Below are 17,288 nucleotides of genomic sequence, written 5' to 3'. Positions count from 1 at the left end.
GAATGAATCATGTTGAAAAGGCCGAGTCGAGGATCATCAACGAGTATCGCGATAAGAGCCGAATGGTTCGGTGGCTGACAATCACTCCAGAGATCGCAAATCAACACCTCGAAGCACCATTGGATGTGATCTACGGCAGCTATGACGTGGATACGGTCTCGGGCGAAATGCTTGACGTGATAGGGAGAATTGTTGGGGTTGACCGTCCGATTCTGCGGGGGGCCGAGTTTGATGTTTTCGGGTATGCCGGCAACGACAGTTATACCAATTACAACATCGCCCCCTATATCGGAGATGGGGAAGCCTTTGATGCCCCGCTGAATAACGACCTCTACCGAAAGCTGATAAAGGCGAAGATTGCCAGAAACATAAGCGACGGAACCGCTGACAGCATTATCCAGCTGCTGGAAATCATCATCGATACAAAGGTAACTGCCCTGGTAGATAACGGCGATAAGTCGTTCGATATTGGCGTAGCAACCCAGCTGGATAACACCACGCTCTACCTCATCCAAAATTTCGATCTGGTCCCGAGGCCGCAGGGCACAAGAATCGGCCAGGTGTTCGTTCTTCCAGTAAACATCACCGAAATTGAGCATGCGTCAGGGCGCATCTACGAGTACGGAAACTTTACTCTTCCCGGAGATTTAGCCTAATGCCAAGACAGCCTTTCAATACGCGCTGGGCGCAAGGTGTTGAGTCAGAAGACAACCTGAACACCTTCAAAGACCCTGGGTCAGTACGCATCAGCACTGGCTGGGAGGGCGGACAAGACAAGGATGCCCCACCTGCAGGGCACGAAAACTATTGGCACAACCGCGTTGACTCTGCTTTGCAGGGCTTGGAGCGGATGGGCGTCATGCCGTTCCACCCTCAGGCGGTTTATTCCGCTGGTGCACCAACTTATGCATCAGATGGCAACTATTACGAAAGCATTGCCTCGGGGAATACCGGGAATGACCCTGTAAGCACTTCCGGGTTCTGGAGGTTTGTCGGCTCATCGTTCTTTTCAGGGGCGGACCCAGGCGACCTAAAAACGGTGGCTCACAACAATCCACCGTCAGCTGGGTGGCTGAAGTGCAACGGAGCCGTAGTACTTCGTGCTTCTTACCCGCGTCTTTTTGATCAAATCGGGACAACCTGGAACACCGGCGGTGAGAGCTCCCTACAGTTTCGACTTCCTGATTTTCGCGGGGAGTTTCTTCGCGTCTTTGACGATGGAAAAGGAGTTGACCCATCCAGGGTTTTTGGATCATTCCAGAGTTTCGAGGTTCAGGCTCACTCACATGGCAACGTGCCATTGAGAGTGAATGACATCGACAGGGGGATGGGCAATGCAAGCCTTTTCTCCATAGATGACATTGGCTTGACCGGAACCACTGGTGGATCTGAAACGCGCCCAAGAAACAAAACCGTGAACTGCTGGATTAGATACTGATGGCTACTCAACCAAGAGATTCACAAAAGATCGTCTACCAGACCGACTCCGACCAATTCTATGTCGGCGAAACAGTGGCAGACCCAGACCCTCAAAACCCGGGCCACTGGCTTCTGCCGGCCGGCTGCGTAGAAATGAAACCACCACCTTTTACCGGTAGCAATCGCCCTCAATGGGCCGGCTACAAGTGGAAGATAACCAGTATGTAGGTGAAGCATGGAACGTAAGCGCAAGCGCCACTTCAGCGACAAGATGGAAAAGTTCTGTCTTGCCTATGTCGAGACGGCCAACGCCGCTGAGTCCTATCGAATCGCCTACAACACCGAAAATATGGCAACCGCCACCATCGGCCGGGAAGGCTACAACACCCTGCAGAAGCCCCAGGTTCAAGCCAGGCTCGAAGAATTAAGGAAGAAGGTCATGGAGCGTCACGAAATAACCGTGGACACGCTCCTTGCTGAGCTGGAAGAGGCGCGCAAGGCAGCGCTCGACGCTGAAACACCGCAAACCTCTGCGGCGGTATCGGCCACCATGGGCAAGGCAAAGCTGTTGGGCCTGGACAAGAAGATCGTTGAAATCACCGGAAAGAATGGCGGCGACATCAAGACCACTTCCACGGTCACGGTGTCTGAAAAGGTCATGAACTCAATTATTGACCGCCTATGAGTGACCTGCTCGATTGGGATTCAATGAGCAGCGAAGAAAAGCAAGCAGCAAAGTTAGTAAGCGAACACTCGCCGCTTGCCTTCATGCGCGTCTGGTTTCAACTCAACCAAGGAATGAAGTTTCTCTGTAACTGGCACCACCGCTACATGGACCACACGGCCCGCCAGGTCTTGTCTGGTCAACTCAAGAACGTCGTTTTCAACATGCCCCCTGGCGGCACCAAGACTGAATACTGGTCTATCCACCTGCCGGCCTACGTGATGACCAAGTTCGAGCGTACGCGAAACCTCAGTGTTTCCTACTCGAAGTCACTGGTCGAAGAGAACTCAAACCGCATCAAGTCGATAATAACCAGCTCTGAATATCAGGATTTGTGGCCCTGCGACCTCGGCAAGGCCGATGTGGCCAACTGGATCATCACCGACCAGGACGGCCGCAACAAACACCAGATATTCAGCCGCTCCACTGGGGGCCAGATCACCGGTGTTCGTGGCGGTTACATATCCCAGGGCTTTACAGGGTTCGTCAACTTGGACGACCCAGAGAAGGCCGACAGTGCGTTCAGCGCGACTATGCGCGCCAAGGCCCAGCGCATTGTCACCAATACCCTGCGCAGTCGAAGGGCCTCACCAGATACCCCTGTCATCTGCACCCAGCAACGCCTGCACACGGACGATGTGTCTGGATTCCTGCTCAAGGGAGGCATGGGTCTGGACTTCGCGCACATCAAGGTTCCGGCACTGGTAACGCGGGATTACATCGCGAGCTTGCCTGCGGAGATCCGTGAACACGCCGAGCGTGACGTTTTCGGAGGTCCATCCATCGTCCGTGGCGGCGTTGAGTACTGGTCCTACTGGCCTGCCAAGGAGTCCGTTACTGACCTCATGGCGCTGTGGGATCGCGACCCATACACCATGGTCAGCCAGTACCAGCAGGAGCCCGTAGCTCTCACCGGCGGCATGATTGATGCCGACTGGTTCAAGACCTACGAGCAGTTGCCGTTTCTGGTTTGGCGAGGGGTGTACGTCGATACCGCACAGAAAACCGGTGAGCAGCACGACTTCTCTGTGTTCAGCCACTGCGGCCTGGGCGTTGACGGAAACCTCTACATCATTGATGTGCATCGCGGTAAATGGGACGCGGGTGACCTGGAAACGGAAGCCTTGCGCATCTGGCAGAAGTGGAAGGACTGGGACCAGTTCAGGCCTGCGGCGCTGCGATACATGAGGGTAGAGGATAAATCGTCCGGTACCGGGCTAATCCAAACCATCAGCAAGAAAGGCGCGATCCCCATTGAGCCACAGCCGCGTGGCCCCGCAGCAAATAAGGTGACTCGTTGCATGGATGCCGTGCCGTGGCTCAAATCTGGCCGGGTGTTCGTTCCAGCTATTTTCGATGATCAGGGTCGCAAAATTGATCACGTCAAGGATCACCGCGGCGAAACGATCGCCAGCACCGACTGGGTCGCACCGTTTCTCACGGAAGCATCAGCCTTCACGGCTGACGATAGTCACGACCACGACGACCAGGTGGACACCATCTTCGACGCTGTCGCGGACATGCTCATCAACAACAGCGGCGACTTTTTCTCCGGCAACTGGCTTTAACCCAACCCCCTAACACGCCCCGACTTTCGTTGGCCGAACCCGGCTGCGCTCATTAAACACGCCCCAAGGAAATGACATGACTGACCAGGCTCAGCGTCTTGAGATCGCCACAGTTCGCGCGGAGATCGGCAGCAACATCACCTACCGATTCAATAATGACGCAATTGATGCAGGCGGAATCCCAACCGAATCGGGTGATATCAAAAACCTGAAGCTGATTATCAAGGAGATCGAAGATAAGGCCAGCGTATCAACCTCTATCTATACGACTGTTGCGGCAGGCCTGGCTGCTACATCTGAGGGCGGCATGTTTCTTGTGCAGTCCGATGAAGACGATGAGGTCTACGTCGTATGGAGAAAGGTCGGTGGTGTCGCGGTGGACACCGGTAAGCGCGCTCTCTCGTCTCAGGCGGCAGAAGATGCTGTTAACGCGGCCCAGGACAGCGCAGACGCAGCAGAAGCATCTGCCCTGGCTGCCCATGAATCTGCGATCAATAGTGCGCGCGCAGTCGACAGCATTGCTGCTCTTAAGGCGCTGGACTCCTCAAACATCCAGCGAGCTACTGTGATTGGCTATTACGCCAAGGGCGATGGCGGCGGAGGTGTTTACTACGCGGACCTGACCGATACCACTACTGCTGACAACGGCGGCACAGTGATCGTGGCCACCGATGGAGCCCGCTGGAAGTTGGCGACAGTTGATGTGGTCGACATCCGTCAGTTTGGCGCCAGAAATGGATCGGCCACTTCTTCCAGTCCGCAAATCCAAAAGGCATTCGACGACGGCGGGACCAAGAGCGCCGCCGATGGCGTGTACCTGCTGGGGTCCACCGTCTCGTATGACCATTCAGCGGTGGACTTTCCGCACACTGGTGAGCCATCTAAGCGCCTGACATTCCTCGGAAACTCCCTTGGCAACACGATATTTGAGGTTGCGCCCGGAGTCCCTTTTGGGTTTCAACTCAAAGGCGGTATTTCTGCGGGAAGCCAGGGCGGATGGGGGTACAGCCGATTCGGGAACCTTTCGATTATCGGTAAGGCGCGGAGCATGGTGCCGGCTGAGCGCATCGGTGTAGGGATTGATCATAAGTCGCTTGGCTACGATCACCTGTCGAACATCTCCGTTCAGCACATGGATGTTGGTTTCAGCATTCGCGACTGCCTGAGTAACGAGTACACCAATCTCTACGCACGCGAGAACAACATAGGTCTTGTTGTAGCGCGATCAGTAGTGGGTGGCACGTTACCTAATGCGATGATCTTTTCTAAGGTCGTAGCTACTGGAAATAGTACTACTGGCGTTTACTTTGATCTTATGGGTGCCGGTAACTCTTGGACTGGTGGCAGCATTGAGGGCAACGGAACACCGGGTAGCCCTAGCTCGTTTGGCTTCAAGGCAAACCTACTGGGAGATAACGGTCTAGCCTGTCTAGATATGAGTTCGGGGTACTTTGAAAGTAACGCGGGTGTAGCCGATCTCGAATTGGACAACGTAGGAACGTCTCCTGTACTGGTCATAGTCCGTAACACCCAATTCCATCGACTTTCTAACGCTCATTTTACCACTTGCAACATTCGCCTTCGATCTTCGGGCGGTGGTTCGCTTACTCTTATCCTTCAGGGCTGTGGCTTTGTGAGTGGTGGTGATTATGTACCAAGCATAACTAGGCCTTTTATAGACGCCGGAGCTAACTGTAGGGTTATTGGATGGGACACTTGCACGACCAATGAGGTGGTATCTGTAGGGAACGGATTTAACTCAGCAGCAAGCGCAACAGTAAGTGGGTCAGCTACTGGTGATGGCGTAATCCTGAACGCACCATTCAATACTTTTGTAACGCGTATAAATCCTGGCGAGTACAAGATTTCCACGCCAGATGGATATGCAAGCACGACAGATGGTTACGTTCCCGACGTGGTTCCGATTGGTCTTGTTGCGGACGTTCGTCTTGCCTACATAACCAGAAACAGCGCCAATGAATTCCAGTTTGCGTTCCGTGGGCCGACGACTACCCCATATCAAGACAGTGACTTTATGTTCACGGTCGCTAAGTCAAGGTAATCCATAGTTAGTAGTTTCGGAGATTGGAAGTAGACGCGCCAGATTTTGGCGCGTTTTCGTTACGGCGTTCCGAAAATTGAAAACCCAATCATTGCGCAAATTAAAATCGCGAAGGTTGAAAGCATAATCACCTTTGTAAGGCGAATAAGCTTCCGGTCAGTTGATGGCGTCTCAGGAGTTACCATGTGGAACGATGATTGGCGTTTTCTAGTAGTCATGATTCTTTCTCTGTGATGGCCGGTGCTGGTCAGCAATCCTGCGATACCTTCCCTTTTTTTGCCCTACGCAGCCTCTTTTTAATTGAGTGCTGCAATGGAGAGGCAGCGAAGAAAAAAACGTAAGCCGATAGGAAAATAAACAATCCATCGGGCCATGCATTAGACCGAACCCCCAAATATTGTAGGAGCAAGTCAGTAAGAATTAAGAGCGCTGCGACGATTGTAGCCATTGCTACAACGATAAAAATACTTAAAAAACGCTCATTCACTTGCAGGATCACCTCTTGAAATCAATTTCATGTCGCTCCTTCTGCCATCATTCAGATGGCCCCAATGTCCAAAGTGACCATTGCGAAGCTGCTTCGTTCACCAGAGCAAGCTTCTAGGTTCAGGTCAAAGACCGGATTCTACAATCAAACGCCTGACGTTTCAGGGCTGATTATTGGATAAGCGCTTACTGAATAGCTTGATTACGAATGCCCGCCATTGAGCGGGTTTATTTTTGCCTGGAGAAAAGCATGCCGATCACCGAGCAGCAGTTGCTGCGCATCCTCCCTAACGCCGGCCGCCAAGCCGGCGTTTTTGCATCTGCGCTGAGCCTGGCCATGGACCGCTACCAGATCAACACCAAGCTGCGCATGGCGGCTTTCATTGCCCAGGTCGGGCATGAGTCTGGACAGTTCCGGTACGTGCGCGAGCTGGGCGGCGACCAGTACCTGAGCAAGTACGACACTGGCACCCTAGCTAAGCGCCTGGGCAATACGCCAGAGGCTGACGGTGACGGGCAGCTGTACCGCGGGCGCGGCCTGATCCAGATCACTGGGCGCGACAACTACCTGGCATGCAGCAAGGCGCTGTTTGGTGATGACCGGCTGCTTCGTACGCCTGAACTGCTAGAGCAGGCCGAGTGGGCGGCGAAGTCTGCAGCCTGGTTCTGGAACTCACGCGACCTGAACAAGCTGGCTGACTCGGGTTCGTTCGAGATGATCACGCGGCGAATTAATGGGGGAGTCAACGGCCTGGCCGAGCGCGTTTCCTTCTATAACGCTGCGCTGAAGGTGCTGGCATGACTCAGGCGAAGCTGATCAGTGTCGGCCTAGCATTGATCCTGTTGTTGCTCTTGGGCACCGCTGGCGGGGTGTGGTTGGCGTCACGGCATTACCGGCCATTGCTTGATGCCATGAACACAGATCTTGCCAACTCCAAGTCGGCCCGCGACAACCTGGAAGCGCTGGCAGGCGAGCAGGGAAGGAAGCTAGGCGAGTTGGTCCTGGCTAGAAAGGAGAGGGAGACGCTCGCGGCTCAAGCTCAGGCCGACGCCAGAGAGTTGGCCAAGCCTGACTATGCCGCAGCAAACCGGTTATTGCAGGAGCGAACCGGCGGCGATCCTGCCCAGGCAGCAGCATTGATCATCGATCAGGAGTTGGGCCTGTGAACTACAAAACTGACTGCAAAATATTCCAGAAACTATTCATGGCCTGTTTACTGCTGGTCCTGTCTGGGTGTGCGGCTCTCGAGCCAGAGGTGCGTACTGTGCGAGTTGAGGTTCCGGTGCTGGTTCCTTGCAAAATGCAGGAGGTGTCGGTGCCGCCCTGGGCAGCGGCAAGCTTGAAGAAGTCCGATAGCCTGGAGCTGAAGGTTCGCGCACTGCTGGCTGAGCGTCGGCAACGGATCGGGTACGAACGGCAATTGGAAACTGCGGTTGATGCGTGTCAGTAGGGGTTGTGTTCGGTCGGCAGGACGCCGGGGAAGGGTACGTGACATTTGCGTGACTCTCTCACGCACTTGCAAGCTCTTGTGGGCATTCGATTGCAGCGAGCGCCAATAAAAACAGCCATTTAACAATGCGTTACAGAAGTACTGCGTGCATGGGGTGCTAGGGGTCGAGTGTTCGAATCACTCCGTCCCGACCATATAATTCAAGGGGTTGCGAGATTTTATTTCGCGACCCCTTTTTATTTTCTATCGGTTTTACTCCCACAAATCGTCTGGCTTTCGGTGGAATCCTCATTGTTTCCGTGTAGAGCTGAAGCCAGCTTTGGCGCTCTCTAGCACGTTTTTTAGGACGACGTTGTCGCCCTTTCTTGGTGCTTTCAGTATCTAAGGTGCTCTTCTCTTACAAGCCATCGACAGGGTACCCATCGGTTTGTACTCGTCAGGCCGACGGAGCCTTCCCGCGTAGAGGTAGTCTTCTTGGAGATACCAGGATCGAATAGCCATTGGGAGCTGCGCAGGCCGCAGAGTGCCTCTGCTTTTCTTAGGAGTGCGCGTATAGGCGTCAAAGCTATCAACAAAGGGCGTGGGTATATCTGTGGATAATGACCCAGGCACTGCGGAATACAGGGCTTGCAATGTGCTGGTCATTAATTGAGCAGGTTTCGTGTGCAGCTGACGTCGGCGAGCAGGCTTAGGGGCGCGAAGTCGCTATCGTTCGGCTTGGATCTACAGTTTTACGTCACGCCTGCACTCGTCAGCCAACCATGCCTCAATACCTAATGCCGTAAGTGGATCAATACCAGCAGAGTAGATCCCACGCGGCCCTTCCATACTCACCTTGCGCCACCCGCTGCCCACGGCCAAGGCTTCGGCCTCAGTGTATTGCCTGTCCGGTGGCCGCCTGGTGTTGGTCGTGGAATTGGGGAACCGGGCCGTGGAGTTCCTGCAATCCCCTTACGGCGAAATGTTCGGTGTGAGATACCCAAGCCCGCCAGTCACCTGCCGACGCTGGTGACCGAGACAGCGGTCAGCCGATGGGGATTGCGCGTAATTCCGATGGCTGGATCACTTACCCACGCGGTCTTCAATTGCAGGCGGAAATGATCGCACGCTGGCAGGCAGCGGTAACAGCTTATGCACCGGGTGTGTTCAAGCCTTTCGTGCAGTCGCTTTACATCGAAATGGCCGAACATCCCGACCATTCACCGAGCCCAATTCACTTGATATTGCGCGCCGGGTGCAATGTGATCCTGCAGTTTCTCGAAGGACTCAGTGCGGCCGGTGTCAACCATGTGGTTTTGAATTTCAAGTACGGCGAACGCGATGCCGCTCAGGTGGTGGAAGAAGTTGGCCGAGAAATTTTGCCGCGACTTGAGGACAGCGAAGCCGGCCGAATGGGAGCAATCTGATACGGTTTCTTATGGTGGATCTGAGCCTTTTTTGTGGTTAGGTCGGTGCTTTATAAAGTGCGCGACCGGAGTGCGAGCGGATTGTGCCCGGCCGGCCACTTTTTCAGACTCTTTGAAGATCGATGGTCTCGGCAGTCCTCAGGAACCACCATGAATACCCGCCGCACGAGATTTCATTCATGGAATGGCCATTGGTCCACAGGAAGGAACCTGCGGCACCGCAGCGTTCCGTCGCGAGCTGGTGGTCACCGAAGACATCCCCCGGGACCCAAGCTGGGAGCGTTTTCGCGGCCTGGCGCTGGGGCATAACCTGCGTTCCTGCTGGTCGGTGCCTTTGCTCTCCCATCAAGGATGCGTGTTGGGTACATTTGCCCTGTACCAGAACCGCGCCCATGCGCCGGACGAGGCGCAGATTCAGCGACTGGCCTGCGCGGCCCAACTGGCAGCCATTGCGATCCGCCATGAACGTGACGGCCAACGTCTGGAGGAAAGCGAACAACGTTTTCGTTCTTTGTTCACCTATAACCCAAACCCGGTGTTCGCCCTCGATCTGGCCGGCAACATCCAGAGTGTGAATCCAGCGGGCCTGAAGCTCAAGCCGCTTACCGCAACCGACTTCATCGGTCATCACTTTGCCAATCTGGTGGTCGAAGAAGACCTGCAACGGGTCAGTCGGCATTTCTCTGCAGCCAGCACCGGAGAGCCCCAGCGCTTCGAGGCACGGGTTCGCGACGTGAGCGACAAGCTGTTGACCATGGACATTTCCAACCTGCCGATCATGGTCAATGGCGAGATCGTCGGGGTATTCGGAGTTGCCAGGGACATCAGCGAGCAGAAGCACTACGAGCGCCAGTTGAGCTTCAACGCCTGCCATGATCGGCTGACCGGTTTGCTTAACCGTGTCTCTCTTGAAGACCGGCTTATGCTGGATTGTCACATCAGTCGTCGGCGTAAGCGTCGTCTGGCGGTGATTTGCATTGATCTGGATGGATTCAAATCCATCAACGATTCGATCGGACACTACTTCGGCGATCAGGTGCTGATTGAGGTGGCGCAGCGTATGACCCAGCAGGTTCGTCCCGGTGACACCATCGTGCGCATGGGCGGTGACGAATTTATCGTTCTGCTGCCGGACCTGCTTCGTGATGAAGACGTCGTTCCGGTGACGGAGCGATTGATGGCCAGCATTGCCAGACCCTACTGCATCCAGGGCATTGACCTGCACGTAAGTGCAAGTGTCGGCATCCCCCTGAGCGATGGTCACATCGAGCAGCCGATGCAGCTGATCCAGCAGGCTGACATGGCCATGTACAAAGCCAAGCAGCAAGGGCGCAACAATTTTCAGTGGTACACCAGCGATCTCAATCAGCGTGTTTGCGAGCACGCGAGCCTGCGCAATGACCTGCAGAAGGCAATCGAAACCCAGTCGTTCAAGTTGCATTATCAACCGCAGATAGACGCGCGAACGTTACAGGTGGTCGGGATCGAAGCGTTGCTGCGCTGGGAGCATCCCGAAAAAGGATTTATCTCGCCAGCGGTGTTTGTACCGGTGGCAGAGGACAGTGGTCAGATTATCCCGCTGAGCCTTTGGGTACTCGATACGGCCTGCGCGCAGCTGCGTCAGTTAGGCGAGCAGGGCATCACCGGCATCTCGATGGCGGTGAATATTTCGCCGATGCATTTTCAGCGTGGCAATTTCGTCCAGTGTGTCCAGGCCACCCTGGAGAAACATGGTCTCAGTGGTGAGCAGTTGGAGCTGGAGATCACCGAGTCGCTTCTGTTGCATAACGCTGAACAGGCAATTGAAACCTTGCACCGGCTCAAGATGTTGGGGGTGCGCATTGCGCTTGATGATTTCGGCACCGGTTTTTCCAGCCTCAGCTACCTCAAGCGTTTGCCCATCGACAAGATCAAGATTGACCGCTCGTTCATCCAGGAAATCACCACCGATAATCACGATGCCGCGATCACCCAAGGCATTATTTCCATGGCCCATCACCTCAGCCTGACGGTGGTCGCCGAAGGCGTGGAAACGGCGTCTCAGGTGGATTTCCTGAAGGGCAGTCGCTGCGATATTTTTCAGGGGTATTACTTTGCCAAACCAATGCCCTACGCAGAAATCGAAGCGTTCCTGAGCCATCCCGCGTCCCTTCCCTGAGCGGCCATTCTGTCGGGTCCCAGTCCTGTAAATCAGACGCTAAGGCAAATTGTCAGACTCCAACGCAGAACTCCCTCTCCCCAGGCAAGGCGCTCCCTGCGCCTTTCTCACACACTCGGCTCTAACGCTATCGCGCTGCATAACAACAAGAGCCGCGAAAAAATGACTAGTTTCCAACCTGCTACCGAAAATCAGACCGGCCACATCGGCGCCCGTCAGGCCCGTGTCGAGGACGCCGCATTGTTGCGCGGTCTCGGCTGCTATGCCGATGACGCTGCGATCCCGCCGGGGACGCTCCATGCGGCGATCATCCGTTCACCCCACGCTCATGCGCGGATCACCTCGGTGGACTTTTCCAGTGCGCTGCTGATGAAAGGCGTGCACGGCGTGCTGGTCGGCGAAGACGTCAAACGCTGGGCGCTGCCATTTCCGGTGGGTGTACGTCAGCCGATGGAGCACTGGTGCGTCGCCGTCGACAAAGTGCGCTACGTTGGAGAGCCGGTGGCCGTGGTGATCGCCGAGAGCCGCTATCTGGCCGAAGACGCCATCGAAGGTGTGCGCGTTGAATACGAGCCGCTGCCCCCGATCATCGATCCAGAACGGGCCACCGCCGAACAGGCGCCTATCCTGCACGAAGCCGTCGGCAGCAACGTGGTCAACGAACGACGCTTTCGTTATGGCGAGCCGGAGCAGGCCTTCGAGCAGGCGCCGCACAAGGTCTCGCTCAAAGTGAAGTTTCCGCGCAGTTCCTGCACACCCATTGAATGCTATGTGGTGTTGGCTCAGTACGAGCGCGCCACCGGCATTTATGACGTGCTTGCCAATTTCCAGGGCCCCTATGCATTACACACGGTCATGGCCCGGGCTCTGAATGTGCCTGGCAACCGCTTGCGTTTGCGCACACCGAAAGATTCCGGTGGCAGCTTTGGCATCAAGCAAGGGGTTTTCCCTTACGTGGTGATGATGGGGCTGGCGTCACGCAAGGTCGGCGCACCGGTGAAGTGGGTCGAGGACCGTCTGGAACATCTTCAGGGGGCTTCTTCGGCGACCAATCGGGTGACCGAAATTGAAGCGGCGGTAGAAGCAGACGGGCGCATCACCGCTTTGCGTTATGACCAGATCGACGATTGTGGTGCCTACCTTAGAGCGCCTGAACCGGCGACTTTCTACCGCATGCACGGCAACCTGACGGGTGCCTATGCGATCCGCAATCTGCAAGTGCGCAACCGCGTGGTGCTGACCAACAAAACCCCTTCCGGCCTGAACCGTGGTTTCGGTGGCCCGCAGGTATATTTCGCCCTGGAGCGGCTGCTGCAACATATCGCCGTGCAGTTGAAGCTTGATCCGTTGGACGTGATCCGCCGCAACCTGGTGCCGGCCGATGCCTTCCCATATCGCGCGGCCGCCGGTGCGTTGCTCGATTCCGGCAACTACCAAGCTGGCATTGCCTTGGCGGCGGCTGACGGTGGACTCGACGAGTTGCTCAAACGTCGTGATCAGGCGCGGGCCGAAGGTCGAATCTATGGCATTGGCTATGCCGCCGTCATTGAACCCTCGATTTCCAACATGGGTTACATCACCACCGCGATGACACCCGAAGAGCGGCGCAAGGCCGGTCCGAAAAACGGCGCTGTCGCCACCGCAACCATCAACGTCGGCCCGTTGGGTGACGTCAGTGTGCATGTGTCCTCGGCACCGCAAGGGCAGGGCCATCAAACCACCGTCGCTCAGGTCGTCGCCGAAGTGCTTGGGGTTGCATTGGAATCCATCGTGGTCAACGTCGAGCTGGATACTCAGAAGGACGCTTGGTCGATTGCCTCGGGCAACTATTCCAGCCGTTTCGCCGGCGCTGTGGCCGGTGCCGTCTATAAGGCCGCGCTGAAGATCCGCGATCGCCTCGCCGTGATTGCCGGCGAGCAATTGCAGGCCAGTCCCGAAGATATTCGTTTCGCCGGCGGCAAGATTTTTGTGGTCAATGGCGGGGCGGTGGCGCCATTCCATCGGATTGCCGGTGCGACCCACTGGTCGCCGGGCCTGCTACCGGAAGGTGAAAGTGGCGGTCTGCGCGAAACCGCGTTCTGGAGCCCGCCGCAATTGGTGGCCCCGGACGACCAGGACCAGGTCAATAGCTCGCTGTGCTACGGCTTTGTCTTCGACATCTGTGGTCTGGAAATCGACCGCATGACCGGCGAGATCCACATCGATCGCTACGTCACCTGCCATGACGCCGGCCGCCTGCTCAACCCCGCGCTGGTCGACGGCCAGATTCGTGGTGGCTTCACCCAAGGCCTCGGCGCGGCGCTGATGGAAGAATTCGCCTACGGTGAGGACGGCAGCTTCCTCTCCGGGACCTTCGCCGATTATCTGGTGCCAACCGCACCGGAAGTGATCGAACCGGTGATCCTGCACATGGAAACGCCATCGCCCTTCACCCCGCTGGGCGCCAAGGGTGTGGGCGAGGGCAACAACATGAGCACGCCGGTGTGCATCGCCAACGCGGTGGCCGACGCCCTCGGTCGCTCGGACATCCGTCTGCCACTGACACCATCGAAAGTACGCACGCTCATCGGGATCGACGAGCCCCCTCGGCCCGCCGGTATGGAGCCCGACGAAGACCTGGACGCAGCACCTGCCGGTGGACCCGCGTTGCGGGCCAACGACTCGGTGGTGATTCCTGCTTCGCCGCAACAGGTCTTCGATACCTTGCTCGACCCGCAGACGCTGGCGGCGATCATTCCCGGTTGCCACGACCTCGTGCTTGAAGGCGAGAACCGATACCGCGCAGACGTCACCGTCGGCGTCGGCATGATCCGTGCGCGCTTCGAGGCCAAGGTGGCCCTGAGTGATCTGGACCCACCGCATTCGTTGCGTCTGTCCGGTTCCGGCAGCAGCTCGATGGGTTCGGCCCAGGGCCAGGCCAAAGTGCGTTTCGTCGAACTGGAAAATGGCCACACGCGTCTGGAATACCAATACCAGGTGGCGGTCAGCGGCAAAGTCGCCGCGGTCGGCGGCCGAATGTTGCAAGGGGCCTCGAAAGTGATCATCGGACAAATCTTTACTCGCCTGTCGCAACGGGTCAGCGGCCAAGCCATCTCCACCGGCTGGTGGGCGCGACTGCGCGCCTCGCTTGGCGCGCTGTTTGGCAATGGGGGTGCGCAATGAAACCGGCTGCTTTCGATTACGTTCGGGCTGAAACCCGTCGTCAGGTGGTTGAGTTGCTCGCCGAGTATGGCCAGGAGGCTCGCATCATCGCCGGTGGCCAATCGCTGATGGCGGTGCTGAACATGCGCCTGGCTCAACCCAAGTTGCTGATCGATATCAATCATGTGGCCGAGCTGGCCTATATCGAGCTGCGCAAGGATTGCCTGGCGGTAGGTGCCGGGGTGCGACAGGCGCAGTTGCTGGCGCGTTCGACCCTGATGGACGAGGTGCCTTTATTGGCACTGGCGATGCCCTGGATCGGCCACTTCCAGACGCGTAATCGCGGTACGGTCTGCGGTTCGGTGGCTCACGCCGACCCCAGCGCCGAGTTGCCGCTGTGCCTGGTGACACTGGGCGGCGAGATCGTTCTCGAGTCCAAAAAAGGCAAGCGCATCGTCAAGGCCGCCGACTTCTTCCAAGGCATTCTCACCACCGACAAGCGTGCGGATGAGCTGGTCGTCGAGGTGCGTTTTCCGCTCAAGCGCGAAGGCATCACCTATCGCTTCCGCGAAATCGCCATGCGCCACGGCGACTTTGCAATTGTCTCCCTGGCCGCGGCCATCGGGACGGACCAGGTCGAACTCGGCATCGGCGGGGTCGCCGACCGTCCGCAACGTCGCAGCCTGCCACGGGGTGCGGCGCTGCCTGACGCGCTCAATCAAACCGCCTGGTCGCTCGATGCACAAGACGACGTGCACGCCAGCGCCGCCTATCGCCGCCAACTGGTTCGCGAGCTGGGTCATCAGATGATCGAAGGAGTCTGAACATGCGTGTAACTGCCGACCAAACCTTTCTGATTCGCCTGGAACTCAATGGCCGCTCCCGCGAAGCGCTGGCCGAACCGCGGACCCAACTCTGCGACTTCCTGCGCCACGACCTCGGTGCCACCGGCGTCCATGTCGGTTGCGAACACGGTGTCTGCGGCGCCTGCACGGTGCTGGTGGACGGGGTCGCCATGCGTTCCTGCCTGATGCTCGCGGTACAGGGGCACGAGCGGCGTATCGAGACCGTCGAGTCCCTGGCCGACGACGACACACTGAGCGACCTGCAACAAGCCTTTCGCCGTCATCACGCCTTGCAGTGCGGCTTTTGCACTGCGGGCATTCTCATGTCCTGCGTGGATTTCCTCGAACGGGTACCCAACCCGGACGAGACCCAGGTACGCGACATGCTTTCGGGGCATCTATGTCGCTGCACGGGCTACACCGGCATCGTCCAGGCCGTGCTCGAAGTCGCTGCCCAGCGCCAAACGAACAAAGGGGTATAACAATAATGTTCGATCTCGGACGCAGTTTTCTCGCTGCCGTTGAACGCCGACCGCACGCCGTGGCGGTCAGTGACGGTGCGTTGAAGAAAACCTATGAAGACTGGTTCGTCGATATCCAGAGCGCAGCGCGGGGCTTGCAACGCCTTGGGCTGCAACGGGGTGACCGACTGCTGGTAGCGATGCAGAACCGCTGGCAGATGGCGACCCTGCATTGGGCCTGTCAGTTTGCGGGCGTGGTCATGACCCCGTTGAACTGGCGTTCGACTGCCGATGAACTGGGCTACTGCATCGAAGATGCGCAAATCCGCGCACTGGCTTACGACGACGCGACCGTGGCCGCGGTGGCCGGTTGCAGCGCCGCCACCAGGCTGCCACGGATCGCCGCCGGTATCCGTGCCGCCGACACCGACCTGAGTTTCGAGGAGCTGTGTTCGCAGACCCCCTCCGACATCATTTTGCAGGCCGACGCCGAAGACTTTTCACTGCTGCTGTACACCTCCGGAACCACCAGCAAGCCCAAGGGCGTGCCCCGTCGGCACCGTAGTGAACGCGCCGCGGCGGTGGCCCACGTAGCGCAAAACCTCTACCGCCAGAGCGAGTGCACGCTGGGTGTCATGCCGCTTTACCACACCATGGGCGTGCGTTCGTTGCTGTCCATGGCGCTGATCGACGGGCATTTCGTCTGTGTGCCGAAGTTCGACGTGGAAGCCACGCTGCAGGCCATCGAGCGGGAAAAGGTCAGCAACCTGTACCTCGTACCGACGCTCTACCACATGCTCATCGAGCACCCGGCCTTCGCCCGCGAGCGAGTAGCCAGTGTGGAGAAAATCGGCTTTGCCGGCGCGCCGATGAGCGACGGCTTGATGCGTCGCGTCGAGCAGGCGTTCCAGCCGCAGTTGTTCGTCAACCATTACGGCAGCTCGGAAATCTACACCTTCACCATCGACCAGCAGGCCAGTCGCAAACCCGGCTCCTCAGGGCGCAGTGCAATGAACCAGCGCGTGCGCGTGGTACCGATCGATGCTGAAACGGTGGACGTGCAGGCCAACCCATTGGAGGAGGGCCAGATCATCGCCGACCTGGCGAGTGACGAGGCGTTCGAAGGCTACCTGAACCGCCCTGAGGCGAACGCCAAGGCGTTGCGTGACGGATGGTATTTCACCGGTGACATCGGCTACTTCGATCTGGAAGGCGATCTGTTCGTCACGGGTCGTGTCGATGACTTGATCATCACCGGCGGCGAAAACGTCAGCCCGGCGGAAATCGAAAACATGCTCTCTCTGCACCCGGCAGTGGAAGAAGTGGTGGTGGTCGGTCTGCCTGACGAGCAGTGGGGCAAGATCATTGCAGCGTTTATCAAGCTGCGCGCCGAGGTGTCGGAATGCGACCTCGATGCTCATTGCATCGCTTCGGGCCTGGCCAAATTCAAGCGGCCACGGCGTTACCAGTTCATCGATCAGATTCCCAAATCTCCAGTTGGCAAGGTGCTGCGGCGCGTGCTGCTGGCCCAATTTCAGGAACAGGCCTTGAAGGCCATCAGCTAATC

At 57.3% G+C, this 17,288-nt stretch carries 14 protein-coding genes and 1 pseudogene; 14 read left to right on the top strand and 1 reads right to left on the bottom strand.

Annotated features, from left to right (window positions below):
• Positions 1-2: 2 nt before the first annotated feature.
• From AO268_RS12420 to AO268_RS12380, 8 genes are all read left to right on the top strand, one after another.
• The gene (locus tag AO268_RS12420; protein ID WP_170286818.1) at positions 3-656 is read left to right on the top strand and encodes a DUF2612 domain-containing protein; all 654 of its coding nucleotides are present in this window, start codon (positions 3-5) and stop codon (positions 654-656) included.
• Positions 656-1,438 (top strand): phage tail protein, encoded by a 783-nt coding sequence (locus AO268_RS12415; RefSeq protein WP_092238893.1) that lies wholly within the window; start codon positions 656-658, stop codon positions 1,436-1,438. The genes AO268_RS12420 and AO268_RS12415 overlap by 1 nt, the downstream gene beginning before the upstream one ends.
• A 216-nt stretch (positions 1,439-1,654) precedes the next feature.
• Complete coding sequence (locus AO268_RS12410) at positions 1,655-2,104, top strand: terminase small subunit (RefSeq protein WP_092238895.1); 450 nt, start codon at positions 1,655-1,657, stop codon at positions 2,102-2,104.
• On the top strand, positions 2,101-3,711 hold the full coding sequence (gene terL, locus AO268_RS12405; RefSeq protein WP_099168844.1) for a phage terminase large subunit: 1,611 nt from the start codon (positions 2,101-2,103) through the stop codon (positions 3,709-3,711). Before AO268_RS12410 ends, terL begins: the two co-directional genes overlap by 4 nt.
• A gap of 76 nt (positions 3,712-3,787) precedes the next feature.
• Positions 3,788-5,773, top strand: a complete 1,986-nt coding sequence (locus AO268_RS12400; protein WP_099168843.1) for a hypothetical protein — start codon at positions 3,788-3,790, stop codon at positions 5,771-5,773.
• A 736-nt stretch (positions 5,774-6,509) separates the two neighbouring features.
• Positions 6,510-7,061: a glycoside hydrolase family 19 protein gene (locus AO268_RS12390; protein WP_099168841.1), complete on the top strand. Its 552-nt coding sequence runs from the start codon at positions 6,510-6,512 to the stop codon at positions 7,059-7,061.
• Positions 7,058-7,426, top strand: coding sequence for a hypothetical protein (locus tag AO268_RS12385; protein ID WP_099168840.1), 369 nt, complete (start codon positions 7,058-7,060; stop codon positions 7,424-7,426). Before AO268_RS12390 ends, AO268_RS12385 begins: the two co-directional genes overlap by 4 nt.
• Positions 7,427-7,464: 38 nt before the next feature.
• Positions 7,465-7,710 carry a hypothetical protein gene (locus AO268_RS12380; protein ID WP_099168906.1) on the top strand — a complete coding sequence of 82 codons (246 nt, stop codon included), beginning with the start codon at positions 7,465-7,467 and terminating at the stop codon, positions 7,708-7,710.
• Between the two features lie 738 nt (positions 7,711-8,448).
• Here the strand turns inward: AO268_RS12380 and AO268_RS33730 are convergent.
• A pseudogene (locus tag AO268_RS33730) lies at positions 8,449-8,538 on the bottom strand (TIGR03759 family integrating conjugative element protein); the annotation flags it as partial.
• A gap of 203 nt (positions 8,539-8,741) precedes the next feature.
• Here AO268_RS33730 and AO268_RS12370 point away from each other — a divergent pair.
• The 6 genes from AO268_RS12370 (at position 8,742) to AO268_RS12345 (ending at position 17,286) form a co-directional block, all read left to right on the top strand.
• Complete coding sequence (locus AO268_RS12370; protein WP_141562810.1) at positions 8,742-9,116, top strand: hypothetical protein; 375 nt, start codon at positions 8,742-8,744, stop codon at positions 9,114-9,116.
• 184 nt (positions 9,117-9,300) lie between these two features.
• On the top strand, positions 9,301-11,274 hold the full coding sequence (locus AO268_RS12365) for a putative bifunctional diguanylate cyclase/phosphodiesterase (RefSeq protein WP_232243874.1): 1,974 nt from the start codon (positions 9,301-9,303) through the stop codon (positions 11,272-11,274).
• A 162-nt stretch (positions 11,275-11,436) separates the two neighbouring features.
• The gene (locus AO268_RS12360) at positions 11,437-14,436 is read left to right on the top strand and encodes a xanthine dehydrogenase family protein molybdopterin-binding subunit (protein ID WP_099168838.1); all 3,000 of its coding nucleotides are present in this window, start codon (positions 11,437-11,439) and stop codon (positions 14,434-14,436) included.
• A complete protein-coding gene (locus tag AO268_RS12355; RefSeq protein ID WP_017737798.1) occupies positions 14,433-15,239 on the top strand; it encodes an FAD binding domain-containing protein in 807 nt (268 codons plus the stop codon). Before AO268_RS12360 ends, AO268_RS12355 begins: the two co-directional genes overlap by 4 nt.
• 2 nt (positions 15,240-15,241) lie before the next feature.
• Positions 15,242-15,742 (top strand): (2Fe-2S)-binding protein, encoded by a 501-nt coding sequence (locus AO268_RS12350; protein ID WP_099168837.1) that lies wholly within the window; start codon positions 15,242-15,244, stop codon positions 15,740-15,742.
• Between the two features lie 5 nt (positions 15,743-15,747).
• Positions 15,748-17,286 carry an AMP-binding protein gene (locus tag AO268_RS12345; RefSeq protein WP_034113328.1) on the top strand — a complete coding sequence of 513 codons (1,539 nt, stop codon included), beginning with the start codon at positions 15,748-15,750 and terminating at the stop codon, positions 17,284-17,286.
• Positions 17,287-17,288 lie beyond the last annotated feature (2 nt).

The sequence above is a fragment of the Pseudomonas sp. ICMP 8385 genome, from assembly GCF_002699915.1.
Classification (GTDB): Bacteria; Pseudomonadota; Gammaproteobacteria; order Pseudomonadales; family Pseudomonadaceae; genus Aquipseudomonas; species Aquipseudomonas gessardii.
Note: the sequence above shows the minus strand (reverse complement) of the source record. Positions and strands in the feature narration are given on the sequence as shown.